At 55.1% G+C, this 26,660-nt stretch carries 21 protein-coding genes and 1 tRNA gene; 13 read left to right on the top strand and 9 right to left on the bottom strand.

Going from position 1 to position 26,660, the window contains the following annotated elements; translation table 11 throughout:
* The first annotated feature begins 359 nt into the window (after positions 1-359).
* Positions 360-2,591 carry a calcium-binding protein gene (locus H6F59_RS15225; RefSeq protein WP_190701599.1) on the top strand — a complete coding sequence of 744 codons (2,232 nt, stop codon included), beginning with the start codon at positions 360-362 and terminating at the stop codon, positions 2,589-2,591.
* A 135-nt stretch (positions 2,592-2,726) separates the two neighbouring features.
* On the opposite strand, the gene ttcA is transcribed toward H6F59_RS15225, so the two are convergent.
* On the bottom strand, positions 2,727-3,653 hold the full coding sequence (gene ttcA, locus H6F59_RS15220) for a tRNA 2-thiocytidine(32) synthetase TtcA (protein ID WP_190701595.1): 927 nt from the start codon (positions 3,651-3,653) through the stop codon (positions 2,727-2,729).
* Positions 3,654-3,923: 270 nt separating this feature from the next.
* On the opposite strand from ttcA, the gene H6F59_RS15215 reads away from it, so the two are divergent.
* Together H6F59_RS15215 and H6F59_RS15210 are read left to right on the top strand one after the other, a co-directional pair.
* Complete coding sequence (locus H6F59_RS15215) at positions 3,924-4,463, top strand: hypothetical protein (RefSeq protein WP_242021487.1); 540 nt, start codon at positions 3,924-3,926, stop codon at positions 4,461-4,463.
* A gap of 526 nt (positions 4,464-4,989) precedes the next feature.
* The gene (locus tag H6F59_RS15210) at positions 4,990-8,226 is read left to right on the top strand and encodes an endonuclease/exonuclease/phosphatase family protein (RefSeq protein WP_190701593.1); all 3,237 of its coding nucleotides are present in this window, start codon (positions 4,990-4,992) and stop codon (positions 8,224-8,226) included.
* A gap of 56 nt (positions 8,227-8,282) precedes the next feature.
* Here the strand turns inward: H6F59_RS15210 and H6F59_RS15205 are convergent, their stop codons facing one another.
* Positions 8,283-9,395, bottom strand: coding sequence for a metallophosphoesterase (locus tag H6F59_RS15205; protein ID WP_190701590.1), 1,113 nt, complete (start codon positions 9,393-9,395; stop codon positions 8,283-8,285).
* 191 nt (positions 9,396-9,586) lie between these two features.
* On the opposite strand from H6F59_RS15205, the gene trmB reads away from it, so the two are divergent.
* The 3 genes from trmB (at position 9,587) to H6F59_RS15190 (ending at position 11,799) form a co-directional block, all read left to right on the top strand.
* Positions 9,587-10,222, top strand: coding sequence for a tRNA (guanosine(46)-N7)-methyltransferase TrmB (gene trmB / locus H6F59_RS15200; RefSeq protein ID WP_313887222.1), 636 nt, complete (start codon positions 9,587-9,589; stop codon positions 10,220-10,222).
* Positions 10,223-10,261: 39 nt separating this feature from the next.
* Positions 10,262-10,335, top strand: a tRNA-Arg gene (locus H6F59_RS15195).
* Positions 10,336-10,713: 378 nt separating this feature from the next.
* Positions 10,714-11,799 (top strand): DUF4034 domain-containing protein, encoded by a 1,086-nt coding sequence (locus H6F59_RS15190; protein WP_190701587.1) that lies wholly within the window; start codon positions 10,714-10,716, stop codon positions 11,797-11,799.
* A gap of 71 nt (positions 11,800-11,870) precedes the next feature.
* On the opposite strand, the gene H6F59_RS15185 is transcribed toward H6F59_RS15190, so the two are convergent.
* Positions 11,871-12,101 (bottom strand): helix-turn-helix transcriptional regulator, encoded by a 231-nt coding sequence (locus H6F59_RS15185; protein WP_190701584.1) that lies wholly within the window; start codon positions 12,099-12,101, stop codon positions 11,871-11,873.
* Positions 12,102-12,237: 136 nt separating this feature from the next.
* Between H6F59_RS15185 and H6F59_RS15180 the strand changes: the two genes are divergently transcribed.
* Complete coding sequence (locus H6F59_RS15180; RefSeq protein WP_242021486.1) at positions 12,238-12,516, top strand: hypothetical protein; 279 nt, start codon at positions 12,238-12,240, stop codon at positions 12,514-12,516.
* A gap of 207 nt (positions 12,517-12,723) precedes the next feature.
* Positions 12,724-13,128: a hypothetical protein gene (locus tag H6F59_RS15175; protein WP_190701581.1), complete on the top strand. Its 405-nt coding sequence runs from the start codon at positions 12,724-12,726 to the stop codon at positions 13,126-13,128.
* Between the two features lie 78 nt (positions 13,129-13,206).
* On the opposite strand, the gene H6F59_RS15170 is transcribed toward H6F59_RS15175, so the two are convergent.
* Together H6F59_RS15170 and H6F59_RS15165 are read right to left on the bottom strand one after the other, a co-directional pair.
* Positions 13,207-13,980 carry an ABC transporter permease gene (locus H6F59_RS15170; RefSeq protein WP_190514668.1) on the bottom strand — a complete coding sequence of 258 codons (774 nt, stop codon included), beginning with the start codon at positions 13,978-13,980 and terminating at the stop codon, positions 13,207-13,209.
* The gene (locus tag H6F59_RS15165; RefSeq protein ID WP_313887221.1) at positions 13,977-14,960 is read right to left on the bottom strand and encodes an ABC transporter ATP-binding protein; all 984 of its coding nucleotides are present in this window, start codon (positions 14,958-14,960) and stop codon (positions 13,977-13,979) included. The genes H6F59_RS15170 and H6F59_RS15165 overlap by 4 nt, the downstream gene beginning before the upstream one ends.
* A 278-nt stretch (positions 14,961-15,238) precedes the next feature.
* Between H6F59_RS15165 and H6F59_RS15160 the strand changes: the two genes are divergently transcribed.
* Entirely contained in the window at positions 15,239-15,901 is a 663-nt protein-coding gene (locus H6F59_RS15160) for a hypothetical protein (protein WP_190701577.1), read from the top strand.
* A gap of 18 nt (positions 15,902-15,919) precedes the next feature.
* On the opposite strand, the gene H6F59_RS27660 is transcribed toward H6F59_RS15160, so the two are convergent.
* Positions 15,920-16,009 carry a hypothetical protein gene (locus H6F59_RS27660; RefSeq protein WP_348251285.1) on the bottom strand — a complete coding sequence of 30 codons (90 nt, stop codon included), beginning with the start codon at positions 16,007-16,009 and terminating at the stop codon, positions 15,920-15,922.
* Between the two features lie 290 nt (positions 16,010-16,299).
* Here H6F59_RS27660 and H6F59_RS15150 point away from each other — a divergent pair, with 290 nt between their 5' ends.
* Positions 16,300-16,968: a hypothetical protein gene (locus tag H6F59_RS15150; RefSeq protein ID WP_190701573.1), complete on the top strand. Its 669-nt coding sequence runs from the start codon at positions 16,300-16,302 to the stop codon at positions 16,966-16,968.
* Positions 16,965-17,600 carry a hypothetical protein gene (locus H6F59_RS15145; RefSeq protein ID WP_190701569.1) on the top strand — a complete coding sequence of 212 codons (636 nt, stop codon included), beginning with the start codon at positions 16,965-16,967 and terminating at the stop codon, positions 17,598-17,600. Before H6F59_RS15150 ends, H6F59_RS15145 begins: the two co-directional genes overlap by 4 nt.
* Positions 17,601-17,869: 269 nt before the next feature.
* Here the strand turns inward: H6F59_RS15145 and recA are convergent, their stop codons facing one another.
* Positions 17,870-18,952 carry a recombinase RecA gene (recA, locus tag H6F59_RS15140; RefSeq protein ID WP_190514672.1) on the bottom strand — a complete coding sequence of 361 codons (1,083 nt, stop codon included), beginning with the start codon at positions 18,950-18,952 and terminating at the stop codon, positions 17,870-17,872.
* A 172-nt stretch (positions 18,953-19,124) separates the two neighbouring features.
* Between recA and H6F59_RS15135 the strand changes: the two genes are divergently transcribed.
* Together H6F59_RS15135 and H6F59_RS15130 are read left to right on the top strand one after the other, a co-directional pair.
* Complete coding sequence (locus H6F59_RS15135) at positions 19,125-19,355, top strand: hypothetical protein (RefSeq protein WP_190514673.1); 231 nt, start codon at positions 19,125-19,127, stop codon at positions 19,353-19,355.
* Positions 19,356-19,589: 234 nt separating this feature from the next.
* Positions 19,590-19,970, top strand: coding sequence for a DUF2834 domain-containing protein (locus tag H6F59_RS15130; RefSeq protein WP_190701565.1), 381 nt, complete (start codon positions 19,590-19,592; stop codon positions 19,968-19,970).
* 6 nt (positions 19,971-19,976) lie between these two features.
* On the opposite strand, the gene H6F59_RS15125 is transcribed toward H6F59_RS15130, so the two are convergent.
* Positions 19,977-20,753 carry an SDR family oxidoreductase gene (locus H6F59_RS15125; RefSeq protein WP_190701561.1) on the bottom strand — a complete coding sequence of 259 codons (777 nt, stop codon included), beginning with the start codon at positions 20,751-20,753 and terminating at the stop codon, positions 19,977-19,979.
* 84 nt (positions 20,754-20,837) lie between these two features.
* A complete protein-coding gene (locus H6F59_RS15120; protein WP_190701557.1) occupies positions 20,838-26,642 on the bottom strand; it encodes a CHAT domain-containing protein in 5,805 nt (1,934 codons plus the stop codon).
* Positions 26,643-26,660 lie beyond the last annotated feature (18 nt).

Genomic DNA, 26,660 nt, shown 5'->3' with positions numbered 1-26,660 from the left:
CATAGTGCTACCCCTACGAAAATCCGCTAAGGCCGTAATATGCTTTACATTCCAACCGTATAAATACTTAGATGCCTGCAAGGCAAATGTTTGAAATTTACCGAATATTACTGAGTTTCGGGAGTTTAATAAATTTTTGGCTTTTAGACTTTTAAGCGCTAGCCCTATAAAGACGCGCTCGGCTACTGTGAAACCGTGGGTGAAGGAAATTATTTTTTGCTAAAGCTATCAGTCTCTAGCAGACAGATTTAGGTTCATCAAAGCGACAAAAATAATCTTTTTGATGGGCATCTAATCAATGCTGGAAATAGATACATTCGAGCAGCGACTCTACCAAATTTTCAGAAGGACTGAAACCTATGCCCAACTTTACCGGAAATGCACTTGATAACAGTTTAGTCGGTTCAGCGTTAGGTGATGTTCTCAAGGGTCTGGCAGGTAACGACATTTTAGATGCCTTAGCGGGTAACGACGTCCTAGATGGTGGCTTAGGAATTGATACCATGTATGGTGGCAGCGGCAATGACACCTATACTGTCGACAATGTAGGCGATATTGTTTCTGAAGATAAAAATTTGGACGGCGATGATGGTGGTATTGATACCGTTAAAGCCGCGGTTAGCTTTGTCCTGGGCAATTATTTGGAGAACCTAGTATTAACAGGATCTGCCAACATTAGTGGTACTGGTAATAGCTTAAACAATGCCCTTACAGGAAATAACAGTAACAACGTCCTCAAGGGTTTAGAGGGTAACGACATCCTCAAAGGCTTAGGTGGTGACGACACCCTATATGGCGATGAGGGAAATGACAGCCTTGATGGTGGCTTAGGAATCGACACCATGTATGGTGGCAGTGGCAATGATACCTACACTGTTGATAATGCAGGCGACATTGTTTCTGAAGATGGGGGTTTGGATGGCGATGATGGCGGTATTGATACCGTTAAAACCTCAGTTAGCTTTGCACTGAGCGATCATCTAGAAAACCTAGTATTAACAGGATTTGCCAATATTGATGGTAATGGCAATAGCTTAAACAATATCCTCACAGGAAATACTGGTAATAACTACCTGCAGGGTTTAGAGGGTGATGACGTCCTTAAAGGCTTAGACGGCAACGACACCCTCATTGGCGGTGAGGGAAATGACAGCCTTGATGGTGGTGGCGACAATGACTATCTCTTTGGTGGAGAAGGCAACAATACCCTGAAGGGTGGTTCAGAGAATGACACTCTAGATATTAACTATTCAACTGGAGCTAACCTTCTAGACGGTGGCACTGGTAATGATTATTTCTACGCTTACTATTCCAGCGGTAACAATACCCTAAAGGGCGGCTCAGAGAGTGACAATCTTGATGTTAACTATTCAACTGGGGCTAACTTTCTAGATGGTGGCACTGGTACCGATACTCTCTACGCTGGTTATTCCAGCGGTAACAATACCCTGAAGGGCGGCTTAGAGAGTGACAATCTCCACGCTAGCTACTCTAGCGGCAACAATATTTTGAATGGGGACGGTGGCAATGACACGTTCTTTCTGAACCAGGTGACGGGCAGCAATACCCTCAATGGTGGCAGTGGTGACGATTATTTCAATCTTTCCACGACGGGGGGGCTCGCTTCGCTAATTACTCAAACGGTAGTGGGGAGTACCCATGGTGCCAATGGCGATACCTTATCGCTCGACACCCAGTCTGCCAGCAGTGGCCTAACTTTTAAAATGGGGGCTACTAGTACTAGTAGTACCGCTTTAGTAGACAATTACAAAATTGTTTTCAGCGGTATTGAAAACCTGCAGCTCACAGGAACAAGCTACGACGATACGATTACCACTGGGGCGGGCAACGATAACTTTAAGTCCTACGGTGGTACAGATATCTTTAATAGCGGTGCTGGCAATGACGATGTATATGCTTACGGCGGCTCGTTAACTTTCAATAGCGGCGCTGGCAATGACTCCGCAACTTTATACAGTGGGTCCTTGATTTTCAATGGCGAAGCAGGTAATGACTCCGCGACTTTGTCCAATGGTGGCTCCTTGACCTTCAGCGGAGGTGACGGTAACGATTCTGTATATGTTTCTAGCTACAACAACAGCTCCCTTACCTTTACGGGTGGAGTAGGTGCAGATTCGGTTTACATCAATGACTACTACTCCTACTACTACGGATACACCACCACGGCTAGCTTCGATGGCGAGGCAGACAACGATACCTTCTATGGAGGCAATGGCAATGACCTAATTGTTGGCGGTGCTGGTGAGGACTATCTCTTGGGTGGGAGTGGTAGCGACACCTTTGGCTACAACAACTTCACCGAAGGGGGTGATTACCTATATGACTTTGCAAGTGGAACCGATAAAATTCAAATCAACGGCAGTGTATTTGGGGGCGGCCTGAGTGCTGGCTTGCTGGATGTCAGTCAGTTTGTCGTTGGGTCGTCGGCCACCACAACTAGCCAGCGATTTGTCTTTGACGACACCGTGGGGGCACTCTACTTTGACCAAGATGGCAGTGGCGCTGGTTTTGCCCAGGTGCAGCTAGCTAGGCTGGGTTCAGTTGCCCATACAGACATTGCGGTTGTCTAGATTGGCAATGGCTTAGACAGGGCAATGCTAGGCTTGCCGAGCTAGCCTAGCTAACTGCCGTGCGAACCGTCCTGCTAATGACGGCTCGTTAATTGGGGCGAACTATCTACCCAGATGGTTTGCCCCATTTATGGCTCAATAGGTACCTTGTAGCCATGCTGGAGCTGGCGGTGACCCCTCGGTAAATAGCGCTGTAGCTGGGTTAAACTCTGCCTCTAAATTGCTGCTGTCCTCATCCATGTCATCCCCATCCTTAAAAACCACGCGAGCCGACTCTAAGCCGCCAAAGTTGAACAGGGCGGGATCGGCGAGCTGTGAGGGGGCAACGTTTTGCAGGCTGCGAAACAGGGTCTCGGTGCGCCCGGGCCACTGCTTTTCCCAGGTTTGCAGCATTTCCTTGATTTGGGCACGCTGCAAGTTGGCCTGCGATCCACACAGCGTGCAGGGAATGATCGGAAACTCGCGGTAGCGGGCGTAGCGAGCGATGTCGGCCTCGGGGCAGTAGGCCAGGGGGCGAATGACGATGTGGCGGCGATCGTCGGTGAGCAGTTTGGGGGGCATGGCCTTGAGCCTGCCGCCGTGGAACATATTGAGAAACAGAGTCTCGATCATGTCGTCGCGGTGGTGGCCCAAAGCAATTCTGGTAGCCCCTTCCTCGGCGGCGACCCGATAGAGAATGCCCCGGCGCAGGCGCGAGCACAGGCTGCACATGGTTTTGCCTTCTGGAATCACACGCTTGACGGTGCTATAGGTATCTTGCTCGACGATGCGGTAGGGCACACCGATCGCCTCAAAATACTCCGGCAGCACCTGTGCCGGGAACCCTGGCTGCTTTTGATCGAGATTCACCGCCAGAATATCGAAGTGGATGGGGGCGCTGCGCTGGAGGTGACGGAGGATATCCAATAGCGTGTGGGAGTCTTTGCCGCCTGAGATGCAGACCATGATGCGATCGCCCTCGCCAATCATGCCGTAGTCGGCGATCGCCTGGCCAACGCGCGATCGCAAAAATCCCTGGAGCTTTTTGAAACTGTTGGAGGTGGGCTGCTTGGGAGCGGCCATAGCTGTGTCCTTCTGGCTGGCTGTCTGAGGCATGTGCCAGAACCTATCTTAAGCTTCCGTATTGCCCTTGAGCAGCAAAATCAGCTTCATCAGAGAGATAGGGGCGGCGGTCATTCGATATGGCCCTAATGGTGTTGGGGTTATTCAAAAAGTGCCCGAACCTGGAAAGGTGCGTCACGCTGCGCGATGACGGCACCCTTTGGTGCTTGTAACGACGATAACGGTTTGACCCTTGTTTGCGCCGCTCCATCCTCTCCAAGGGGTAGCCTTATGGATAGCTCTCCCCAAAAGACTGAGATGACGCTGCAAGACCTCTTCACCTTATTTGTCGCCTACAGACACGCTGTGCTGCTCGTGCTGTTCTTTGCGCCGTGGTTAGCCTTGGGGCTTTGCATCCTCATTCCGGGGCGACAGGAGGAACCGTTTATTCTCAACTTTAATCTTGGCATGGCCAGCCTCAGCTTGGTTTCGGCTGTTGGCTACCTGATGTTTGCCACCCAAAACGGCGGTTGGGCCAGAGTCGTTAAAGAAGCCGATATTTTGTTGATGCTGGCCCCTTGCTACTACGTTGGCGTATCCCTCTGGGTGACAAGGCAGCGTTTGCCACTAGAGCAAGTTCCGGCGTACCGGGCCATTCAGGGGCTAGCCCTCCTGAGTGTTGGCTACCTGGGCCTGGCCTGGTTTCTCAGCAAAATCCGCTTCCTAGTGTTCTCTTATGTGCCGTTCCAGGTGTTGGTGCTGCTGCTGCTGGGGCTAGTGGGGGTCATATACTTCGGCTATCTGCGTCTGACCGGCAAAGACCTTGAGTGATCATTGTCTGGTGAAGTGACCAGTAGTAGAGTTGGCCGTGTTTACCCTCAGGGGCATAGAATCTTACGGCGATCGCGCTGATTAGCCCCTCGTATCACATCGCCACAGACACCTGTACAAGATTTTCCTTTACGAAAATTTCATTCAATAGCCCCTGCTTAGGGCGGTTCTATAAAGGTCATAGAAAGCCGGACGGATTTAAATCACTGTTAAACCTCCCTTTACCGATCCGGCGGCGGTGCTCTGATACTGTCTTGTGTGAAAACACTGACATTTCAGGGCGACAGCGATCGCTATAGCTAATCAGCTGTGAAATGCAGAGCAAACCACAGAATCAACAAAAAAAGCTGGGCTCAATTTCTTTCTGCCGTTCCCTTGACCCACCAGACTGCATCTAAACCAGCTCTAAGCCATCCACCTGCAAATAGCTCTTTGTAATAGCGCTGCTGCGCGGCCCGGCTCCACATTCTGTGGGGCTCGGTTTGACGCGGCCATCGTGAACCCTTACTCATTTGGTGACGTTCTAATGGCAACTTCGGTTTTTATCAACGAGTTTCACTACGACAACACGAGCACCGATATTGGTGAATTTATTGAGATCGCTGGCCCAGCCGGTACCGATCTAACCGGCTGGCGCATCGTGCGCTACAACGGCACCAATGGTTTGGTCTACACCACCCCCGCCGCCAACGAGACGCTCAGCGGTCTGATTCCCGATCAGGGCAATGGCTTTGGCACCGTGGTAATTAATTACCCCAGCAACGGTCTACAAAACGGTGTTCCCGACGGCTTTGCCCTGGTCAATAACCTGAACCAGGTTGTGCAGTTCATCAGCTACGAGGGCTTTTTTACCGCCGTTGATGGCCCGGCGGCAGGCCTTGTCAGCACTAACATTGGCATTTCTCAGCCTGATACAGAAGCGGTTGGTGCTTCTCTACAGCTTACCGGCACCGGCACCACCTACGAAGACTTCGCCTGGGCACGCACCGCTACTAACACCAGTGGCGCAGCCAATGCTGGCCAAATCTTTAGTGGGGTAAGCGACCCAGCAGAACCGCTGATCAATGAGTTTGTGTTTGACCACACAGGCACCGATATTAACGAATTTGCGGAAATTTTCGGCACGGCCAGCACCAACTATTCGCGCTACACCTTGCTGCAAATCGAGGGCGACAGCGGCAGCACCTTGGGCCGCATTACCACTGCCCAGACCATAGGCAGTACTGACGCCAACGGCTACTGGACGACGGGCTTTTTGAACAACATTTATCAGAACGGCACCCAAACCCTGCTGCTGGTCAAAGGCTTTACCGGCAGCGTCAATCAGGTCATCGACACCAACGGTGATGGCGTGGTGGATGTTACCCCTTGGGCCAGCGTGGTGGATGGCGTGGCAGTGACCGATGGTGGGGCGAGCGATCGCACCTACACCCCGGTAGTGCTCGCCCCCAGCTACGACGGCAGCACCCAGCGGGTAGGCGGGGCCTCGCGCATTCCCAACGGTACGGACACCGATACCGCCGCTGGCTGGGTGCGCAACGACTTTGATCTGGCAGGCATTCCTGGCTTTGCGGGTACGCCTGTGGAGGGTGAAGCGCTGAATACCCCCGGTGCCGCCAACGCCGTAGTCGAGGCTCCGCCCCCGCCTGTGGATCTCACCGCTATCTACGACATTCAGGGGGCGGGGCACAGCTCTGCTCTGGTTGGGCAGCAGGTGGTAACCACGGGGATTGTCACTGCGATTGACAGTAACGGCTTCTATCTACAAGACGCTGTGGGCGACGGCAACATTGCCACTGCCGATGCCATTTTTGTGTTTACCGGCAGCGCCCCTACCGTAGCAGTGGGCGATGGGCTACAGGTTGCTGGCATGGTGTCGGAGTTTATCCCTGGTGGGGCCTCGACCCGTAACCTGTCAACGACCCAGCTCGGCGGCAGCCTAACCATCACCACCCTGAGCACCGGCAATGTCCTGCCTGCGGCGGTGCTCCTTGGCCAGGGCGGCCGCGTGCCCCCCACCGAAAATATTGACGACGACGCCTTTGGCAGCTTTGACCCCGTTACTGACGGCATCGACTTCTTCGAGTCGTTAGAGGGCATGCGCGTCACCGCTCAAGATTTGCTGGTGGTCAACGGCACCAACGGCTTTGGCGAAATCTTTGGGGTGGTTGACGGCGGTGCAGGGGCTACGGGACTGAGTACTCGCGGCACCCTCAATCTCAGCCCTGACGACTTTAACCCGGAGCGGGTGCAGATTCAGCTCGACAGCGGCGTGTTCAACTTTGCTTTCCCCGAGGTCAACGTAGGCGACAATCTGGGGAATGTCACTGGTGTAGTCAACTACGACTTCGGCAACTTCCAAATTGTCGCTACCGAGGACTTTACGGGCAATGTGCAGTCGGCGGGGCTGCAGCGGGAGGTCAGCACCTTAACCAAGGGCGACGACCAGCTCACGGTGGCTAGCTACAACGTGCTCAACCTTGACCCCAACGATGGCGACGGCGACACCGACGTTGCCAGTGGGCAGTTTGCGGCGATCGCCCAGCAGATCGTCAGCAACCTCAACGCCCCCGATGTCATTGCCCTCCAAGAGGTGCAGGATAATTCTGGCAGCACCAACGATGGGGTAACGGCAGCGAATGTGACATTGCAAACGCTAGTGGATGCGATCGCCGCTGCCGGGGGGCCTACCTATGCCTTTATCGACAACACCTTTATCACCAACAACGCCAGCGGCGGTGAGCCCGGAGCCAATATTCGCACTGCCTACCTATACGACCCCAGCCGGGTTGACCTGGTTGAAGGTTCGGTGGCTACCATTGGCAGCCAGGGCAGCGGCGAAGCCTTTGCTGGCGCCCGCCTACCCCTAATCGCCACCTTTAACTTCAACGGCGAAGCAGTCACCCTGGTAAACAATCACTTTTCGTCAAAGGGCGGCAGTGCTCCTATTTTTGGCACCGCACAACCCTTTGAAGCCCGCCAAGAAGACCCCACGGTCAATGGCTCAGTAGACCAGCGGCAGGCACAATCGCAAGTGGTGCAGGATTACGTCAACAGCTTGCTGGGCAGCGACCCCACCGCTAACGTGGTGGTGCTGGGCGACCTCAACGAGTTTGAGTTTGTCTCCCCCGTGGCAGGGCTGGAGAGTGCCGGACTCACCAATCTGACCAATACCCTGCCGGAGAACGAGCGCTACTCCTATATCTTCCAAGGTAGCTCCCAGGCGATCGACCATATTCTGGTCAGCGACAGCCTGGCGGCCACGGCGGAGTATGATGCAGTGCATGTCAACACCGAGTTAGCCGAATCTCTCCAGGCCAGCGACCACGACCCGGTGCTGGCCCGGTTGACGATCAAGGCTCCCAATGTGATCACTGGAACGGCTCAGAGCGATGTGCTGGTGGGTACCGACAGAAACGATACCATTCTGGCCAGCGGCGGCCCCGACCTAATTACCACTGGCGGTGGGCGTGACCAGATTGTCTATACCAGCACTGGGCAGACCGGTGTCACCATCACCGACTTTGAGGTCGGCGCTGACAAGCTGGTATTCACCGACCTGCTGGCGGACATTGGCTACACCGGCAGCAATCCCCTCGCCGATGGTTTGGTGCAGATTCGCAGCCTGGGCAACAGCGATCGCATTCAGCTCTCCCTTCATCTAGACCGCGTTGGCGGTGGCCGCACCCAGTTCACCGACTTCATTACCTTTCAAGGGGTAGATGCAGCGGCGCTAAACAACGCCGAGAACTTCGTGTTCTAGGGTTAGCTTGCTTTAGCCTCAGCTCCCTGGCTTTTCCGAGAAGCCAGGGATTTCTTTTATTTAGCGGGCCATACCAGGGTGGCGGTGTTGTCGATCGCCTGGGGGTTGCCGTCGCTATCGACTGAGTTGAAGTGAGCTAGCCGCTGCTGCACGTCGGGCGGCAGGTGTGAGAAGTCGAGCTGGGTATCGCCGTCGGCCACCGCTGCCCAAAAATGCCGCAGCTTGGGGGCGATCGCCTCAGCTTGAGCCTGCTCTAGCCCAACTGGCGGGCTGACGAGAAATTTGGTCATAAACCACCCAGCGCGATCGCACATCCACTGGTGCGACATGGCTTGCAAGTCATCCCAGGGTTCAACGGCGGTGAGGCGGCGCGATCGCACGTCCATGCGCAGCTCGCCATCGCCATGCTCAATCTCCACAATGCGGTAGGGGTGGGGGTAGCTGACCAGTGAGCCGGTCAGCACCTCGCACAGGTCGCCCCGGCGAGCTATGTCTTGCACATGCAGGTGGCCCGTGAACATCAACCGCACCCTCGCCGCCTCTAGCCGCTGGATGATCTCCTCGGCATTGCTGACCATGTAGCGCTGGCCCAGGGGGCTGTTAGACTGCCCCGGCAGGTGCTCCAACACATTGTGGTGCAGCATGACCAGGATTAGGTCGTCAGCGTATCCCGCCAGGGTGGCCTCTAGCCAGTCCAGCTGGGCTTGGTCCACATAGCCCACCCGAATCTGCTCGCCGTTGTGCTCAAAGGCATTGGAGTTGAGCGTCACCAGCCGCACGCCAGGGAGAATTTCCTTCTGGTAGTGCAGGGTTTTGCCGTCGCTGTAGCCAAAGTCTTGGTACAGGCGAGGAAAGTCGTGAAGGCCAATGGCGCGATCGCTGGCGTCGCGGGCAATTACATCGTGGTTCCCCGGCACCACGTAGGCCGGAAAGGGCAGTTGCTTGAGGCGATCGATCAGCCACTGGTGGTTTACCCATTCGCCGTGCTGGGTGAGGTCGCCCGGCAGCAGCAAGAAATCGAGATCCAGCGTTTCTAGGTGGTCAAAAATTTGCTCAATGCCCGGAATGCTGACTTCGACTAAATGAAAGCGGTGGGGGCCATTGTAAATTGTCTCGGGTCGGGCGATGTGAGGGTCGCTGACGATCGCGAAGCGAAAACGCTGTCCCATGGAGCTAAACAAACTTACTGATCAGAATTCCTTACCAGCCTAGCCCCTTGCCGCTAGATTCGGTAGATAAGCTAACTTGGCATCCCGAGAATTAACCGCTGCCCGATTGGGCCTCCCCGCTGCTCAACCTGGTTTATTTGCCAAACCAAAGTGGCATGATAGAAGGCTGTGGTTTGCTAGAGGTCAATGCCGTGGCTGTTGTTCGGGTGCGTCAGCACGTTAACCCCCTGAGCGGAAAATATCAGGCTCCGGTCGAAGTCCCTGCTTGGGAGACGGTGTTTGCTAACGCTCAGCAACCGCTGCACATCGACATTGGCTGCGGCAAGGGCGTGTTTCTGCTGCAAATGGCTCAGCTTCAGCCCGAGTGGAATTTTTTGGGTCTCGAAATTCGTAAGCCTGTGGTCGAATCGGCCCAAAAGCGGCAGCAAGAAACGGGGCTGACCAATCTGCACTTTATGTACTGCAACGTCAACATTTCCCTGCGGGGTCTGCTAGAAAGCTGGGGCGACCAGAATCCTTTGCAGCAGGTGTCTATCCAGTTTCCTGACCCGTGGTTTAAGAAGCGCCACCAAAAGCGGCGCGTGCTGCAACCCGATTTGGTGAGCACCATAGCGGAATTTCTGCCGTCTGGTGGGCGACTGGTGGTGCAGTCGGATGTGGAAGAGGTGGCGGTGGATATGTGCGATCGCATCGCCGAAAATCCTCACTTTCTCCGCCAGGGCGAAGACTGGCTGCCCCAAAGCCCATTCCCGGCTCAGACCGATCGCGAGCGGGTCACCCTAGAGCAGGGGCTGCCCGTCCACCGCGCGATCTTTACTCGCGCTTAGCCTTGCCCCTAGGCCAGAGTGTAGAATGGCCAAAGACCTGGGGTTGTAGCTCAGCAGGATAGAGCGGCCGCCTCCTAAGCGGCAGGTCGTGGGTTCGAATCCCGCCAACCCTGTTTTTATTCTGACTCCCGAGCAGAATTTTTGTTCGTAATGCAACGTTTCGGCGGAATGTGGTGAAGCTGTATGACCAGCACTGCGCGTTTTTCAAAGTGCGCGTGGTGGCTGGTGGGCACTGCCCACCAGCCGTTTGCTTATTTAGCTTTTCGCCTGAGCAGATTGAACAAAAATCTCGTTCATAAGGAGATCGATGCTAGAAGTGTCGCAATTTCTAGCTCACCTCCTCACTGCCGACCTTGTCAGCCTACCTTTATGCTCTCCTCATGCAATTTTTGTTCTTTTACTTTGGAAGCGGCCATCTATGTTGTGATAATTCGCATCATGTTACGCTATTTATCTAACTAGGATTTCCTTGATAAATAGTCTCTTGCGCTATGCTTAAAATAAGAAAAGCTACTTCTTTGACATTATTATTTCTTCTTTCGGGATGCCATATTCTCCCATTAACCATTACGCTATCTACCACCAAAACTTCTATTTCCTCAGACATACCTGCCTCGACCATGCCTTGTGTTCAGGCTCAGAGTTCTGAACAATCGGAATTATTGACCAGGGAAAGTATTTACTCACAAGCAGAAACTGCTTTGTCGTCTAGTGACTTTGAAAAATTAGAAAGTTATTATAGTCTATACAGACAAAGAACAAGTCGAACACCGAACGGTCGATGGAAACTCCAGCTTTTCTATGACGGACTTTTTCCCGCTGATTACAATCATGAGAAAGATTGGACAAGCTTTGAAGCAAAGTTGTTGCAATGGATCAAAAAATACCCCAAATCGCCTGCTGCACATATTGCATATAGCTCATTTCTCATAAACCGCGCTTGGTATTTTAGAGGAGAAGGATATGCTAATGAGGTTCCTCCAGAAGCATGGGAACCTTTTTATGAAAATGTTGAATTGGCTAGAGTAAGCCTAGAAGAGAGTAAGGAGTTTGCTAGTAGCGATCCCGAGTGGTATGTCCGAATGCTAACTATAGCTAGATTGCAAGGCTGGAGCCAACTAGAGGTCAATAAGCTTCTAAAGGACGCTGTATCCAAAGAACCCTACTATCAGGAAACTTACCAAACGGCCTTCGAGTATTTGTTGCCTAAGTGGAGTGGCAGTTTTAGCGAGGCTGCTGACTTTGCGGATGATGCAGCCACTATAACCAGTAAGTGCGAAGGAAGAGGGATGTATGCTCGTATTTACTGGAGAGCAATTAACTTGCATCCCGAGTTTGAGGAGAACCCGTTCGGTTCAAAAATAAGTTGGGAGAAAATGAAGGCGGGTTTTGAGGACATTATCGCTCTTTATCCAGATGCGTGGAACATAAATAACTACGCTAGATTTGCTTGCTTAGCCGAAGACAAGGAAACAACAAGAACATTGCTTGCCCGGATAGGCGATAAACCTATATTAGAGGCTTGGCCAGAGCAAACCACTTTTTCTGATTGCCAAACATGGGCTTCTGAACCATGAATTTCTGTATAAATCACTTAAGAAGTTTTTTATACAGAAGCAAGTAGCAAGTAGGGCTAATAGTGCCCACCCTACAAGATTTCGTTGAGGAGGTAGTGTTCGACGAAGGCTTTTGCGGCTTCAGAATTGAGGGTTTTTAGCGCTCTAACCATCTCCACCACTGTCTCAGCTGTTGGGTCACGCTTCTCATTGACCCAGCGGTAGACGTTGTTGCGTTCCACATCCATAGCCACCGCCAATGCAAACTGGCTGATGCTGTAGTCCTCCAAAACCTGCTTGAGCGCTTTGCCTGCTTTTCCCATGCGTTCATAGTTTCAGAGTTTTACCCATCCAGACACATCCTAATGGTTGACAGTCAACCTTTAGGCAGGATAAGCTGCTTCGAAACGTCCTAATGGTTGACAAAAGCTATGGAATCTAACCCCACCGCTCGCTACAGTGCTCGCATCCTCAACCCTGAATCCTCTGAGCCAGTCCACCTCGAACTCACCCTCAAGCTCCACAGCTAACCCCCACCCCGATCGCGAATCTGTCAAAATTCTCGTCATCGGCAGCAAGCGCTCTGTGAGTTCCATCGTCGTTGCCCTCCACCAGCTCGGCTTTGCCGAAATCTTCGAGTGGACAGACTTTCTCAGTGCCCCCAACAGCGATCGCCCCCTGCAATTTCAACCCCACGAAGTGATGAAAGCTTTGGTGAAATACATGCCAAGGGAATAACTCATTTTTGTGGGCCAGGGGTTGTTCGCACCACCTGTCCTGCTCTCCGCCCAGAATCGCTATAGTTAGTTGGGGTGCTGCGGCAGTTTTGCCTGCTGTTCTACCGGGTTCTCTAGAGGTCGCCTACCCTAGCCCCTGCTCCAGGGATGTAGTCGTAATTTAGGGAAACCGTATGAGCTGTCGTCCTATCCTTGAGTAGATTTTGCGATGCGATATTGGTTAGTTTTAGCCCTCACCCTGAGTGTGGTGAGCCTCTCCCCAACCAGCACCCCTGCCCAATCCCCCGCTGCCCCCGCCAGTCCCCAGCCCCAGAGCGAAGTAGACCAACTCTTCCTGACGCGAGGCAGAAACATAGCCCGCGCTGCCGCCGAGACCGTCAATGGGGGGTTAGGAAACTACATGGCCGAGCCCGCAATGCATGGCCCCACGGCAAAGGCCCCTGTGGTGGTCAACGAGGATGGTTCCCTACGGTTTACCTTCAAGGGCTTTCGCCCCGAAGATAGAGATATCAACGGCAACCCCACCTTCTCCTTTGAAACGGAGGTGCTGGTAAACCCTGACCGGACCTTTCAAGTCGTCTATAACGGCCCCATTCGCCCAGTCGCTCCTTAGCCACTTTGTAGGGGCATTGCATGCAATGCCCCTACGGCATATAGGGAATGAACCAGGGTTATCCGATTGAGATTTGGTCTAGTACCCGCTCAGCGACCCCCGCTGCTTGGCAGTGGCCTCGGCCCAGCGGAACACCAGCAGCCCCAGGGCAAAATAGACGATCCCGTTGAGCAGGGCCAGACCATAGGTAAACCAGTCTAGACCAAGGCTTCGGGCCATGAGGTCGCGCAGCAGGCCGGTGCTGGGCAGCATGGGCAACAGAAACCGCAGATACTGCATCAGACCCGTCGATTCTTCCAGCGGGGCCGCCAGCAGAAACAGCAGCAGGAACTGAAAGATTCCCAAAACTTGCTGCACCCGCTTAAACACCAGCGCCGCCGCTCCCATCAAAAAAGACAGGCCATAACCGGCCAGCAGCAGCGAAGTCAGCGGCAGCAGCAAGATGGGAGGGAATGCCAAGCGACTGCCAGAAAGCCCCATCAAGAGCAGCAACACCACGATCAGAATGACCAACCGCAGGGCCAGGCTGGCAAAGGCTCTGGCCAAAAACACTCGCGGTGCCCCATAGGGAGAGAGAAAAACCTGCTCTAGGGTGCCGGTTTCGGCTTCGATCTGTAGATTGATGGCAATGTCATTGTTGACAGAAATAATCAGAGTCCACATGGCATAGCCGAGGACCACCGAATCAAGGCGATCGCCAAAGGCAAACCCAGGCCCGGCAATGTACTGGGCACTGGTAAACAGACCATAGAAGACAGCCAGGATGATGACGATTCCTGAGATCACCTCCGTGGGGTAGCGGATGAACTGAATCCAGGTGCGCTTGAGTTCGGCGTGCAGCAGATCGATCATGGAGAATCATCCGGTTGGTCTTTGACCAGTTTGAGAAATACCTGGGTGAGGTCGGCGCGATCGCGCTGCACCGAAACTAGCGGCAGAGGGCTCAGCGCCCCCAGCAGCCCGTAGAGATTTTCCGGGGTGCCAGCGTAGATAATTTGCCTTCCCTGCACCGTTGCCCCTAGCTGGGTCACGGTGTGGATCTGTTGGGGGGAAAGCTCGCCTTCCACCTCCAGGTGATAGGTGGAGCTAGAAAATTCTCGCAGTAAGGCTTCGGTAGACTGCTCGGCAATGATGCGCCCCCGACGAATGATCGCCACTCGGTCAGAGAGTTCTTCGGCCACGTCGAGCTGGTGGGTGGTCAACAGCACGGCGCGGCCTTCCTGGGCAATCTGGCGCACCAGGGCTTTGACCATTTCGCTGGCCTCCACGTCTAACCCCAGGGTGGGTTCATCTAGCAGCAGCAGCTTGGGATTATGGATCAGGGCGACGGCGATCGCCACCTTTTGCTGCATCCCGCGCGAGAGCTTTTGCACCGGGGTCTGGCGCTTTTCCTCTAGCCCAAAGCGGGCAAGCAGTTCTAGTCCCCGACGATGGGCCACCTTACGAGGCACCTGCCGCAGGACGCCGAAATATTCCAGATTTTCTTCCGGCGTCAGGCGCCAGTACAAATTTCGGTTGCCCTCCAGCACAGCACCAATGTGGCGCAGCGCCCGGGGCTGGCGGTGGGGGTCTTCTCCGACCACGGTAACCTGCCCCTGGGTAGGACGAATTAAGCCAGCAATCATCTTGATAGTGGTAGTCTTGCCGGCACCGTTGGGTCCTAAAAAGGCTAGCACCTCTCCCTGGTGCAGGGCTAAAGAGACCTGCTTCACCGCTTCAAACCGCTGTTTGCCCCGTCCATATACCTTGGAGAGATCACGGGTGTCTAGCACGATGGGGTCTGGTGAGGAATGTTCAGCCCAACCATCGGTTGGACGATGAGCAAGTTGCACGAAAGGATTAAGCTCCCAGCGACAGGTAGGTCTTTACTTATCTTAAAGTTTTTTGCCGATTGGTCGGCGTGGTCTGGGTGCAATTGACTCAGCTGAGATTAACGTCCTGGCCATCCTGCACTAAGGAAATTTTGCACTATGGCATTGTGTATGGGTGCAGAAGTCCTTCAGCATCAATACCTGCCCGTCGTTTGGTTTCGATCATCAATCTATCTTTGGTGGGTGTTTTTGCCCTCCATTGGCCTCAACAATCAAACAGAAGAAACGAGGCCAAACTCATGATTCGAACGTTGACGCTCTGGCTGATCTGGCTCGGCTTTATTGTTTATGTGCTGTTTTTTGCACCCCCTTTGCCAGCCGATGCGTTTCAACCGATCCAAGCGCTCCTGGCCGGGCAGATTCCATCGATCAACCCCGTGCTTCTGTCGATGTTTAGCCTAGTCGGCATTTGGCTGCTGATCTATAGCAGTCTAATTTTTCCAGACGGCAGAATGCAGTCGCTCCCAGCCTGGCTGTTTATGCTGGGGTCGGTCGCCACTGGTGTGATTGCTCTAATTCCCTACCTGGCCCTGCGTCAACCAAATCAGGAGTTTAGCGGCGACCAAGACCTTGGGCTGGCGATTTTCGATTCGCGCGCAACGGGGGTAATTTTGACCATCAGCGCGATCGCCCTGGTGCTTTTTGCTGGTTTGTGGGGCGACTGGGCTGGCTTTGTTCAAGCGTTTTTGACCAATCGCTTTGTCCACGGCATGAGCATTGCCTTTGTTTTGTTCTGTGTGCTGTTTCCCTATCCAACGCTATTGCAAGATGACATGGCGCGACGGGGGCTGACGCCAAACTCTCAGCTGTTTTGGCTAATAGCCTGGGTGCCCCTATTTGGCCCTCTTGCTTATCTTTGCCTGCGTCCTTCGCTACTGGCCTTTCGCTTTCGCAATTCGTGAGATGGGCTGAGGATAGCTCTATTGGTTTGGCACAGTTACCCCACAGGCCAAGCGATCGCCGCGATCGCCTGCCGGATCGGTGAGGTAGTCATCGGGCCATGAGTGAATGACAACGGCACTGCCGGCGCTGTCTGCGATCGGCGCGTTTCAGTTCTGGTAACCATTCTTAGCAGTATTCAAACACCGGAGATCATAGGAACAGGCACAGCAAAACTCTGTCACATCGTGCGAAATGGCGCTGTGTCCCGGAAGTACCGTGATGGTATGGCTCTCGCCCGTTTCAGACGTGTCGTCTCAGGTCAGAAGGCAATAATCACCAGTTGCCTTGGCTCCTGTGCCTTGCCCCGCCCGTACCAAGCAGCGGCGGCGAGCTAGAACTGCTCTCAACTCCAAACACCATGAGCCTCTCGCTTCGACGTCCAGCCTTAGCTGGAATAGTTTTAGTCTCAAATGTCTTAATCGCCTGCACTGAGGTGCCGCCGATGGCACCCCAGCCCAACCCACCACCAGAAACCGGGGCAGTGGTCACCGAACCGATCGCTCCTGCAACCGGCTGGGCCGATATTTTAGGGCCGGTTTCGGCTCCTGAAAACTGGCAGGTTGAGCCCTGTGTAAATGAGGTGCTGCTGTGTGTGGAAGCCAATGGCGATTTGATTGGCTCTGTAGAACGGTTTAGCCTTTCCCTCGACGACGCCAATCTCCAAGGCGGTGCCCCAGTCACAGAAGAGTCTCGACGGCAGTTTTTACAGGCCTGGGTGGCCGATCACTACGTGGCCCTTGAGAGCGATCGCAAAACTGGTAACCCGACTCTCACCTTTACCAGCGAACCGCCGCAAGACATTGCCATTGGTTCGCTGCCAGGGCTGCGCTACGGCTACACCATTACCCACCCCAACGGGGCATTGTTTGACCGGGGGATAGGCTATGTGACTACCGATGGCAACCTCGTCCATGTGTTTGTCACTGGGGTGATTAGCGGCGACCCCAGCGGGTCTTTTTCGGACGAAGCGGCGGTGGAAGCGTTTGAGCCCCACCTAGACACTATTATTCAAGGGCTGCGACTATGAACGTCTCTAATCGAGCGATCGACTCTAGGCCACGGGCGGCTATATTTTTGACGGCCTGGGTGTTGGCCAACCTGGTGGGCGGCTTTTTTGCCGGCTTTTTAGAAAACAATGGCCTGCAATTTATGGCCACCTTGATTCTGACTGGAGCCATTGTGGGGTCGTTGCAGTGGTTTGTGTTGAGGCCTATGGGCGGCTTTCGCTGGTGGCCCCTAGCCAGCGCCCTAGGCTGGATCGTTAGCACCTTTCTGCAATCGCTGATGCAGGGCATTTATACCCCAGTGGCCGATGCCCTCTGGCGCATCTTTGGTCTGTGGGAGGAGGGGCTGTGGGTAGTGGTAGTAGTCGTGCCGCTGATGATTTGGGGCATGGCGATCGCCCAAATGCTGATCTTGAGCCACCGCGCCGGGCGAAGTGTCTTAGCCCAGGGGAATCGCCAAATATGGGGCTGGCTTGTAGTTAGCCTGCTCGGTGGCGCGGTGAGCGGCGGCGTTAGTGCAGCGCTGTGTGCAGCGCTTTGCCAGAGCCTGCCGCCGACGTTACTGGGTTTGGTACATGGTTCAGGCTGGGCTGCTTACGGCTTGATAACAGGGCTTTGGCTAGTAGGGCCTTATTCCCCCTTAGAGCAGGTCTGAAAGGTTCGAAGTGTTTTAGCTTGGGTTTGTCGTGCTGCTGCAACACCTGGGTGAGAGATTGAATGGCTGCAACAGCTTGCAGTTGGCCTAGCGATCGCCAGGCGTGAATAGGAGCCCAAAGCGCTTCCTCAAGGTCCAAACCGGCGTCTGCATGGATTCCGCAAAAAAAGAAGCCCAGACCCTCAATACTGAGAGCCTGGGCTTTTCGACCAAGCCGGTAAAGTCTGAGCTAAGGCAGGCCAGAGTGTTGCCTGGACACGATGCCGAGTTTACTCGTCCTCGTCCAGGTAGGTTTCGTCTTCGACCTCGATCTCCACGTCGGCTATATCTGCGATCGCGCCGCCGATTTCGAGCTTCTCTCTCACCTGGGCTTCGACCTTGGCGGCAAACTCAGCATCCTCTTGCAGGCGCTGAATCGTGTTCTCACGCCCTTGGCCAATGTTGTCGCCTTCGTAGCTGTACCAAGCTCCTTTGCGAACGATCACGCCGTGCTGCTCGGCTAGGTCAACTAGGCAGCCCATAGTCGAGATGCCCTGGCCAAAGAGAATGTCAAATTCGCCAATGCGGAAGGGTGGGGCTACCTTGTTTTTGGCGACCTTGACCTTGGCGCGAATGCCGTATTCTTCAGTGCCCTTCTTCAGGGTTTGAATACGACGAATATCGAGGCGCACCGAGGCGTAGAACTTGAGGGCATTGCCCCCGGTGGTGACTTCGGGGTTGCCGTAGGAGATGCCGATCTTCTGCCGCAGCTGGTTCAAGAAGATGACTGTGCATTGCGACTTGCCGATGCTGCCGGTGATCTTCCGCAGAGCCTGGCTCATCAATCGGGCCTGAAGGCCCACGTGGGCATCGCCCATTTCGCCTTCAATCTCAGCTCGGGGTACCAAGGCAGCTACGGAGTCAACCACTACGACGTCAATGGCGGACGATCGCACCAGCTGATCCACTACCTCAAGCCCCATTTCACCCGTATCGGGCTGGGATACCAGCAGTTCTTCGACGTTGACACCCAGAGCAGCGGCATAGATCGGGTCGAGGGCATGCTCAGCGTCGACAAAAGCCGCGACTCCACCCATTTTCTGCACTTCGGCCAGCACATGCAGGGCCACGGTAGTTTTGCCTGAGCTCTCAGGGCCATAAATTTCAATGACGCGTCCCTTGGGCAGGCCGCCGCCTAGGGCTAGGTCGAGGGTTAGTGCGCCAGTGGGAATTGTTTCAACCTTCATGCGGGCAGCATCGCCTAGGCGCATGATGGAGCCTTTGCCAAAGTTGCGCTCAATCTGGCCCAGCACCAGCGTGAGGGCTTTTTCCTTTTCGGTTTGCTCTTTGCTTCCGCCTTTCTTTGCCGCCATAGTCGCCTCAATGCTTTAGGACAAGACGCCTGAACCCCGGAACAGTTGTCTTCAGATAACTAGTATAGTACAATTGACCTAGATCGCAATAGGTAGTTACTTAGTTCGTCCAATAATGCTGAACTCGGTCTTCCTGTAGTTAAGCCTCCCAAACCGATGGAGGAGGTTAGTTATGGCACCTGAACAACTCAACACTCTAATTGCCCTAGCTGACTGGCTTGTGGCTGTGACTTATCAGCATTCGACGGGCTTCTGCTGCTGGGTAATAACGCCTGAGCTATCGAGCCTCACCGATGGCGAAACCTATGCCACCAGCAGTGCGGCTCTGTCTGCTGGGCGAACTCTAGTGCAATATTCCACTGGGCCACAGATCGATTTTAGCCGCTGCCGCCTTTCAGAGTAGCGATCACACACATAGCCTACGTCTAATACAAAATCCGCTTTGAGAAACCCCGATTCCAAACAGGGATCTCATAGGGGCATTGCACTGCAATGCCCCTACAAAATGGCTGTAACCATACAGGATTCGGTTTAAGACCCCATGGCCTGACTCCGGCAGTTGATAGAATTCGCCCAACAGCCCTGTTAAAGCTATCGCTTGGGGCAATGAATAGGCCAAGCTTACTGAGTCTTACCCATGTCCGGAACTCTCATTCGTCAAGCTATTTATGCCGCACTGACCCTGATCGGCTTTATCTGGACGAACTACTACCTGGTCCAGTTCACCATTGCCACTAAGGGTGAGTTTACCGCCACCAACCTGATAAATTTTGACCTGTCTGCCTTTATCGAGCAGGTTTGGGCTAACCCGGCCTCTAGCTTTGTCGCTGTAGATCTCACCATTGCGCTGTTGCTGGTAATCACGTTTATCTGGTCAGAGGGGCGGCGGCTGAAACTCAGGCTCTGGAGCATTTACATTGTCCTGATGTTTGCGATCTCCTTTGCCTTTGGCTTTGCTTTATTTATGTTTGTGCGTGAGCGCAAGCTGGCCGAAACTGCGTCTAACCTCACAGCTTGAGTCTTGCTACAGGCCTGGGGTGGCTTGGGCAAAGAGAGCGTCAAAATCTGTGGTAACTACAGCTCTGGGCGTGCCCTCTGGTTTAGAGATCACGTCAAAGGCTTTATTGCGGGCGGTGGGCGCTAGCAACGCTTGCACCACCACCTCTGCCACATCAGCGCGGGGAATGGAGGTGGAAATGCCGTCAGGAGGATTGGCTAGCAGCTGGTCATCTTTGCCGACAATCAGCTCTCGCTGGCCGCCCGGCTGATCTTGCAGCCCCCCCGCCCGAATGATGGTGTAGTCGAGGCCAGAGTCGATCAAATAGGCTTCTGCCTTGCGCTTCCAGATCAGAATGTTGCCGTTGGCCATGCGGTTGAGGGGGTGTTGCTCATTGGTGCCACCCATGGAACCGACTAGAACGATGTGCTTTACTCCGGCGGCTTTAGCAGCCTCGATCTGGTTTATCTGGCCGTGGTAGTCAACCTGCTCGGGCGTTCCCCCCTCGGGATAGGTAAACTCGGGCCGCTGTCCCGGCTCTGGCGGAGCTTTCATTTGGGGGATAGCGCTGGTGAGAATCACTAGGGCATCGCAATCGGCCAGCGCGGTTCGGAGGCGATCGCGATCGCTCACATCCCCCAGCTCAAACCCCTCCGTTGTGCCAAACAGTTCTTGCACCTTCGCCTCAGAGCGGGCAAACCCTTTGACCACAAACTGCTCTGGCCGCTGCTGAAGTTTTTGAACAGCGATCGCTCCCGTGCGCCCTGTGGCACCAGTCACTAATACGTGGAGGGGATTGGTCATAGAGGTTGCTGGTGGATGATTTCGTAGAAGATTATGCCGTCCGATCGTTACCCTGACGTTTACCTATTGTTTATCAAGGGTTGTCTACCACGGGCTGCCTACCATGGTAAAGGCTGCCCAGTAGAAAGGATGACTCAGGTCTTGTCGGCCGTCTATCACCAGGTCGGGGGGCAGGGCCAAAGACCCACTAGGCCAGATCAGCTGGCCATTTTCGGTATAAACCTGGCCGCGCACCATTGCCAGCTGGGCCTCGCGCAGGGCTTCTGCCTTAATCGCCTCTTGGTCAAGGGATTGATAAAACGTGATCATCAGTCCAGCGGTGGCTTCGTCGTTCACTTTCCACAGACTGGCCAAGGCCGATTTAGCTCCGGCCAGCAGAGCAAACCCGGCAAAGCCCAGTTCGGCATCGGCATTGCCTATGGCGGTTTGGCAGGCGCTGAGAGTAACTAGCTCCACCTGGGGGTCAAACCAGCCCAGCTCGGGCACCTGGTTAAGGCGCAGGCGGCTATCGAAGAACTGTAGGTAAGAATTATTGGGAGCGCCGCGCAGAAACTGAGCATGGGTGGCCATGTGAATAATTTGGGCTTGGCGGCGATCGCGCTGAAGATTGCTCACCGTAAAGCGGGTTTCGGCCACCTTAGTACTAGGCCAGAGAGACTGCAGAGTCTGCATTTCCACCTCGGCGGCCAGCAGCGGCGGCTGGTTGATAAACTGCGACGCCCCCGACACCAGCAGCGTTGAGTTTTGCCGATTGAGGTCAACGTAGGTAGGGTCGATCAGCCCCAGGCTGGGAATCAGGCCCAGGCTGTAGTCTTCAATTAAAAACCGCTCCCCATTGTGGAGGGCCGCCAGAGGCAGGGTGCGCAGACCCGCATCCATGACAAACCCGATATTGGTCACTCCAACCGCTTTCAGCTCCGCTTCGATGGGGGCGATTAGCCAACCGTAGAGCTGCTGGGCCGCCGTTAAGTAAGCGGTGTTGTTGGTCAAGCTGGGGTTGGTCAACTGCCGTCGCAGCTGCTCCTGGGTTTTGAGCACTTCCTCGGCAGTGGTGTTGAGCACCCTGACCTGGCTGGGTTCACCCTCAGCGGTTATCAACAGCAGCTCAACGCCTCCCTCCCCCGGTTTAGCGTCGCGGTTCAGCCGCACGTACATAAACGCAGGCATTTCCCCCGTCTGGGCCGCAATGTCGCGCAGGGTGGCCCTTGCCTGCTGAAGGTTGACCGATCGCGGCGATTTAATCAGATCGCCGAAGTAGCCCGCAAAATCGCCACTGGCCGAGTCTTCGGCCTCGCTGAGCTGCTCTTGTCCCAGTACGTCTCCGGCACTGGTTAAGAATACTGGGGCATTCTCTTCGATAGTCTCCAGGTCGCGCTGGGGATCGGGGACGGGATCAATTTCATCAGGCGGGGGCTCGATCTCAACCGGAATGTCGCCAAAGGAAATGAACTGTATTTGACCGGGCAGACCGCGGCCAAAAATGCGGCTGCCCAGAATGGGGTTAGCCACATCGGGCAGCAGGGTGACATCGCCCGTGGTGATTGCCGCCAGGGTGCCGTTAAAGCTGGGATCGCCCAGGATAAAGGTAGAAGCCCCATAGCCCAGCAGAATTTCACCTCCCTGGCTGCCCCCCACAGTGGAGAGGCTGGCGGTCACCGCGTTTTGGTCGGTAAAACTGCCCACAACCCGGAAAGTACTGGGGGTAAGGGCGGTAATCGTGCCGCCGCTGGTGGTGCCCTGGGCGTTAATGCTATTAACCTGAATGGAATCGCCCGCCTGCAAGCGCACAGCGCCACCATTGCTGCCGCTGCTATCGAGGTTGCCGCTAGTGATCGCTCCGCCAGCTTGGAGAGCGATGGGGCCGCCGAAGGTGACGATATTGGCGGTAGTCAGGCTGCCACCACTGGTTAGGCTAATGCCTGCCAAACTGTCGGTAGCGAGAATACTGCTATCGGCAGCGAACAGGCTACTGTCGGTAGCGAACAGGCCCATGGGCGACGTACTGCTCCCGGGCTGTAGGTTGGTTGTGGCGGCGAGGTTACCGCCCGCCGTTACCTGCAACCCGCCCGAAAACACCAGCTCGTTGAGCTGGAGGCTGTTGCGATCGCGCAGGGTAACATTCTGGCCGCTGGTGACGGTCACAGCATTAAAATCGTTGCTGCCGTCGAGGGTAATATTGCCAGGGGCATCTAGGCTAGTACTGCCCCCCACCGTCACCTGGCCACCGGTTTGAGCAACATCGCCTGCGCTGGCAGATACGATCAAATCGCCGGGAGTGGTCACGTTGGCATTAATCGTTACGCTGCCCTGACTCGTCACGAACAGCGTGTCGCCGCTGACGGCCAGATCTAGGGGTACACTCACCAGTTCAACTACGTCCTGCGCCCCGCCCCCAGCGGCGATCGCTTCAACGTTAGTAAAGTTAATATCCTGAAGAAAACTAGAATTCAGGGTGTAGCCGCCGTTGCTGCTATTCACCACAAAGTAGTCATTGGCACCGGTGCCCGCTAGTGTGTCAGAGCCTGCACCGCCGTCGAAGGCGCTGATGTTCGAGAAGGTAATATTTCCAACCTGGGCGGTGCCATCACCAATGACGGTAAAGGTGTCGTCGCCGTCGCCGCCCAGCACAGTGTTAGCCACACCGCTGCCACCTCTGATCTCGGTGGGGTTGAGCAGGCGCAGAGTTGCCCCAAAGCCCCCAACCTCCAGGCTGCTGTCTGGAGCAGTAGTAAAGGCTGTATCTTGGCCTGGCCCAGTTAGTACACCGCCTACAATGGTGAGGGGGCTGCTGAGGGTAAAGGACTCTAGGGTAATGGGGCCAGTATTGCCCACCTGCCCAATGGTGCGATTGCTAAAGCCGTTGCCTATCTGGTTAATCTCATTCTGGTTCAAGAATGTTGTTCTAATGGGGTCACCTGTGCCGCCCAGAGTAATGGGAAAGGAAGGCGTCAGAAGCTGAATTTGTAGACTGCCGCTGCCGCTAATCAGTCCTTCCAACCAGAGGTCATTAGCGTTTAGAGTAACATTCCCCGTCCCAGCTGCAACCGTAACGCCGCTAGAGATAGTAATGCCAGTATTGAGTCCGGTGCCGGTGATGGTGATATCTCCACCTCCAGAGTCAACGCTATTCGTCAGAAAGCTCAGGTTAACTCCGTCACCGCCACCAAAACTACTACCCGTCAAGACAATATCCCCACCGCCAGAAGTGATGGGCGCAAAGCTGATAATTCCTTCAGCCGCCGTGGTGGTGGTGCCCGTGAGGGAAATGTTTCCTCCCTGGCTATTGATGGCGCCCTGGCTGTCGATAAAAATGGCACGACCAGTGCTAAAAATGGTAAACCCGGTGCTGGCCCCGGTGATGGTGATATCTCCTCCGCCTGTGGTGATGGGTTGACCCACTGTCACACTGCCTTCACTATTGCCAATGCGATCGCCCTCAATGACGATCGACCTGCCCACTGTATTGATCTCGCCAATATCTACCCCTGACCCCGCCAATAGGTTTAGGCTGGCATCATCAACGCCATTGAGCATAGTACCTGTAGTATCAATGCTGCCCAGGGTTTGCAGGGTAGTCGGGTCGCTAAAGGTAACATCGCCAGCGAGGTTGATGTCCCCGGCGTTGTCTGGTCGTCCAATGGTGATGCTGCTAAAGCCGTTGGCGAAGGCAGCCAGGTCTGTAGCTGTAAGATCTAACGTTCCAGCGCCACTATCGGCAGCGCCACCGACTGCAATAGCTTGGCTCAGGTCAGCCGTTTGAATCAGCAATTGGCCTGGGGCTCGTATAGTACCGACTCCACCCAAGAAATCTATTTCATCGGCCTCAAGGTTGATGCTGAGGCCAGACACCCCTGGCCCTGAGGAGATCGCACCGGTAGTCAGGTTACCACCTACCCCAGTAGAGGCATTGACTTGAGTGCCAGCAGAGAGATCGCCGGTGGTAATAGTGCCACCAATCCCAGCGTCTAAGTTGATTGATGTACCAGCGGTGGCATTGCCAATATCGACGTTAATGCCTCCGCCACCAGTAGTTCCCACTCCAATGTTGCCAGTGGTTGCCGATAGATTGCCTATAATTAGGCTGCCGGTCGGTTTGCCTAGAAGAATTGAATTAGTGGCAGATATGTCACCGAAGTTAAAGGGTGTCGCCCCATTGGAGATAGCGAACACTGAGCCCGCAACAATATTGCCCGCCGAGATCCCCCCGCTGTTGGTCGCTGTAAGGTCAACATTCCCTGCCGTGCCCCCCGCCGAAGTGGTATTGACCGCCCCAGTGGTAATGTTCACCGCTGTAATGGTTACATCCCTGCCGTCTGCCCCAGCAGTTCCTTGGGCATTGATAGCTTGGGTCTGATCCATCGTGAAATCGCCTACTCCGTCAATATTGGTATCAGCGGTAAAGGTGATCGAGCCACCGGGCACAAAGTTTAGCGACAGGCCATTGTCGATGGTGATGTTGTCGGTGGCTTCTAAAATGATGTTGCCTGTCTGGTTTTGTAGGAGGGTGGCGTTGATCGTCACGTCCCCGGGTAAATCTGTCGCCAGAATATCGGGCAGACCGCCAGGATCTTCAACTCCAGGGCTGCTGACGGCGGCACTAATGGTGATGTTGGTGGGGTCGAGCAGCAGGGTGCCCCACTCACCCTGGGCGGTGCTGACATCCACCGTGCCTTTAAAGGCCAGAGTGTCGCGCCCAGACACTTCCACAAGGCCGCCATCGCCCGCCGCTGCCCCGCCGTGTGCGGTAATGGTGCCGTCGAACTGGGTGCCCTGGTCGGCCCAAACAATCACCTCGCCGCCGTCGCCGGTTGCTAAGGCATCGGCCGTGAGGGTGGAAGTGGCATCGACGTAGGTGCGATCGCTGGTCGGAGTCGTGCCACTCCCCTGGTAGTCGCCCCCTACCAGCACCGTGCCGCCGCCCTGGGTACCCGAAGCATCGATAGTGGCGGCGGTGACGGCGATGCGATCGCCCAAAACCTGCACTTCACCGCCCGTTTCCCCCGCCACGTCTAATGTTCCCGATACCAGGGCCGTGCCGGGAGACGTGGGCAACGTCGTCGCTGAGCCCGTTAGGCTAACGGTGCCGTCGGGGTTGGTGATAATGCCTGTGGCTACCTCCGGCCCACCCGCCCGCAGCAGCGAGGGAATATCCAGCGGCGAAAAGGGCAGGGGCGCGGTGGGTAGCGCCTCTTCTGGCAGGGTAGCCAGCTCCAGGCTGAGAATAGCCCCTTCCGGGCGAATGCTGACCCGGTTTTCCCCCGGTACGGCCAAAACAATGATTTGCCCACCAGGGGCGGTGAGGGTGCCCAGGTTAATCACAGAGCCGCTGGCTAGGGTGATCACCTCCCCTGGGTTCACCGCCAGGTTGCTCAGGTTAATCAGGGCACCGGGCTCGTTGCCAAAGGCAAAGGCCGTGGGGTTGCCAGTGAGGGCGGCATAGTTGGTGTCGCCCATGGCCTGCAGCCAGTTTTCCTCAAACCCTACGCCGCTGGCGGTAGTGGCGGCAAACGAGCCATCCAGATTCAGCGCTGAATTGGGGCCAAACAAAATACCCGCCGGGTTGAGCAGGTAGAGGTTGGCGCTACTGCCGCTGACCTGTAGCAGGCCATTAATTACCGAGGCATTGCCCCCCACTACTCGGCCCAAAATGTTTTGCACCGTGGGGTCGGCCAAAAAGTTGGCTACCTCGGTGGCGGTGAGGCCAAACTGCTCAAAACTGTGGAACAGGTTAGCTCCATCCCCCGACAGAGTGCCGCCGGTAATTTGGTAGGTGGAGCCGTCGGGCATGACCAGGGTGCCGGTGCCATCGGCGGCAGGGATGATCGACTGGGCCCAGGCGGGGACGGTGAGCGTGGCCCAGAGCAGGGCGGGAAGAAGCAGAGAGCGCATGGGGGCGGTGGTAGATGG

The sequence above is a fragment of the Nodosilinea sp. FACHB-141 genome, assembly GCF_014696135.1.
GTDB lineage: Bacteria > Cyanobacteriota > Cyanobacteriia > Phormidesmidales > Phormidesmidaceae > Nodosilinea.
Note: the sequence above shows the minus strand (reverse complement) of the source record. Positions and strands in the feature narration are given on the sequence as shown.

What these genes read in the sequence shown, in the direction of transcription:
- H6F59_RS15225 (WP_190701599.1), top strand. Translation starts at nt 360, where the DNA reads ATGCCCAACTTTACCGGAAATGCACTTGATAACAGTTTAGTCGGTTCA.
- ttcA (WP_190701595.1), bottom strand. Translation starts at nt 3,653, where the DNA reads ATGGCCGCTCCCAAGCAGCCCACCTCCAACAGTTTCAAAAAGCTCCAG.
- H6F59_RS15215 (WP_242021487.1), top strand. Translation starts at nt 3,924, where the DNA reads ATGGATAGCTCTCCCCAAAAGACTGAGATGACGCTGCAAGACCTCTTC.
- H6F59_RS15210 (WP_190701593.1), top strand. Translation starts at nt 4,990, where the DNA reads ATGGCAACTTCGGTTTTTATCAACGAGTTTCACTACGACAACACGAGC.
- H6F59_RS15205 (WP_190701590.1), bottom strand. Translation starts at nt 9,395, where the DNA reads ATGGGACAGCGTTTTCGCTTCGCGATCGTCAGCGACCCTCACATCGCC.
- H6F59_RS15190 (WP_190701587.1), top strand. Translation starts at nt 10,714, where the DNA reads ATGCTTAAAATAAGAAAAGCTACTTCTTTGACATTATTATTTCTTCTT.
- H6F59_RS15185 (WP_190701584.1), bottom strand. Translation starts at nt 12,101, where the DNA reads ATGGGAAAAGCAGGCAAAGCGCTCAAGCAGGTTTTGGAGGACTACAGC.
- H6F59_RS15175 (WP_190701581.1), top strand. Translation starts at nt 12,724, where the DNA reads ATGCGATATTGGTTAGTTTTAGCCCTCACCCTGAGTGTGGTGAGCCTC.
- H6F59_RS15170 (WP_190514668.1), bottom strand. Translation starts at nt 13,980, where the DNA reads ATGATCGATCTGCTGCACGCCGAACTCAAGCGCACCTGGATTCAGTTC.
- H6F59_RS15160 (WP_190701577.1), top strand. Translation starts at nt 15,239, where the DNA reads ATGATTCGAACGTTGACGCTCTGGCTGATCTGGCTCGGCTTTATTGTT.
- H6F59_RS15150 (WP_190701573.1), top strand. Translation starts at nt 16,300, where the DNA reads ATGAGCCTCTCGCTTCGACGTCCAGCCTTAGCTGGAATAGTTTTAGTC.
- H6F59_RS15145 (WP_190701569.1), top strand. Translation starts at nt 16,965, where the DNA reads ATGAACGTCTCTAATCGAGCGATCGACTCTAGGCCACGGGCGGCTATA.
- recA (WP_190514672.1), bottom strand. Translation starts at nt 18,952, where the DNA reads ATGGCGGCAAAGAAAGGCGGAAGCAAAGAGCAAACCGAAAAGGAAAAA.
- H6F59_RS15135 (WP_190514673.1), top strand. Translation starts at nt 19,125, where the DNA reads ATGGCACCTGAACAACTCAACACTCTAATTGCCCTAGCTGACTGGCTT.
- H6F59_RS15130 (WP_190701565.1), top strand. Translation starts at nt 19,590, where the DNA reads ATGTCCGGAACTCTCATTCGTCAAGCTATTTATGCCGCACTGACCCTG.
- H6F59_RS15125 (WP_190701561.1), bottom strand. Translation starts at nt 20,753, where the DNA reads ATGACCAATCCCCTCCACGTATTAGTGACTGGTGCCACAGGGCGCACG.
- H6F59_RS15120 (WP_190701557.1), bottom strand. Translation starts at nt 26,642, where the DNA reads ATGCGCTCTCTGCTTCTTCCCGCCCTGCTCTGGGCCACGCTCACCGTC.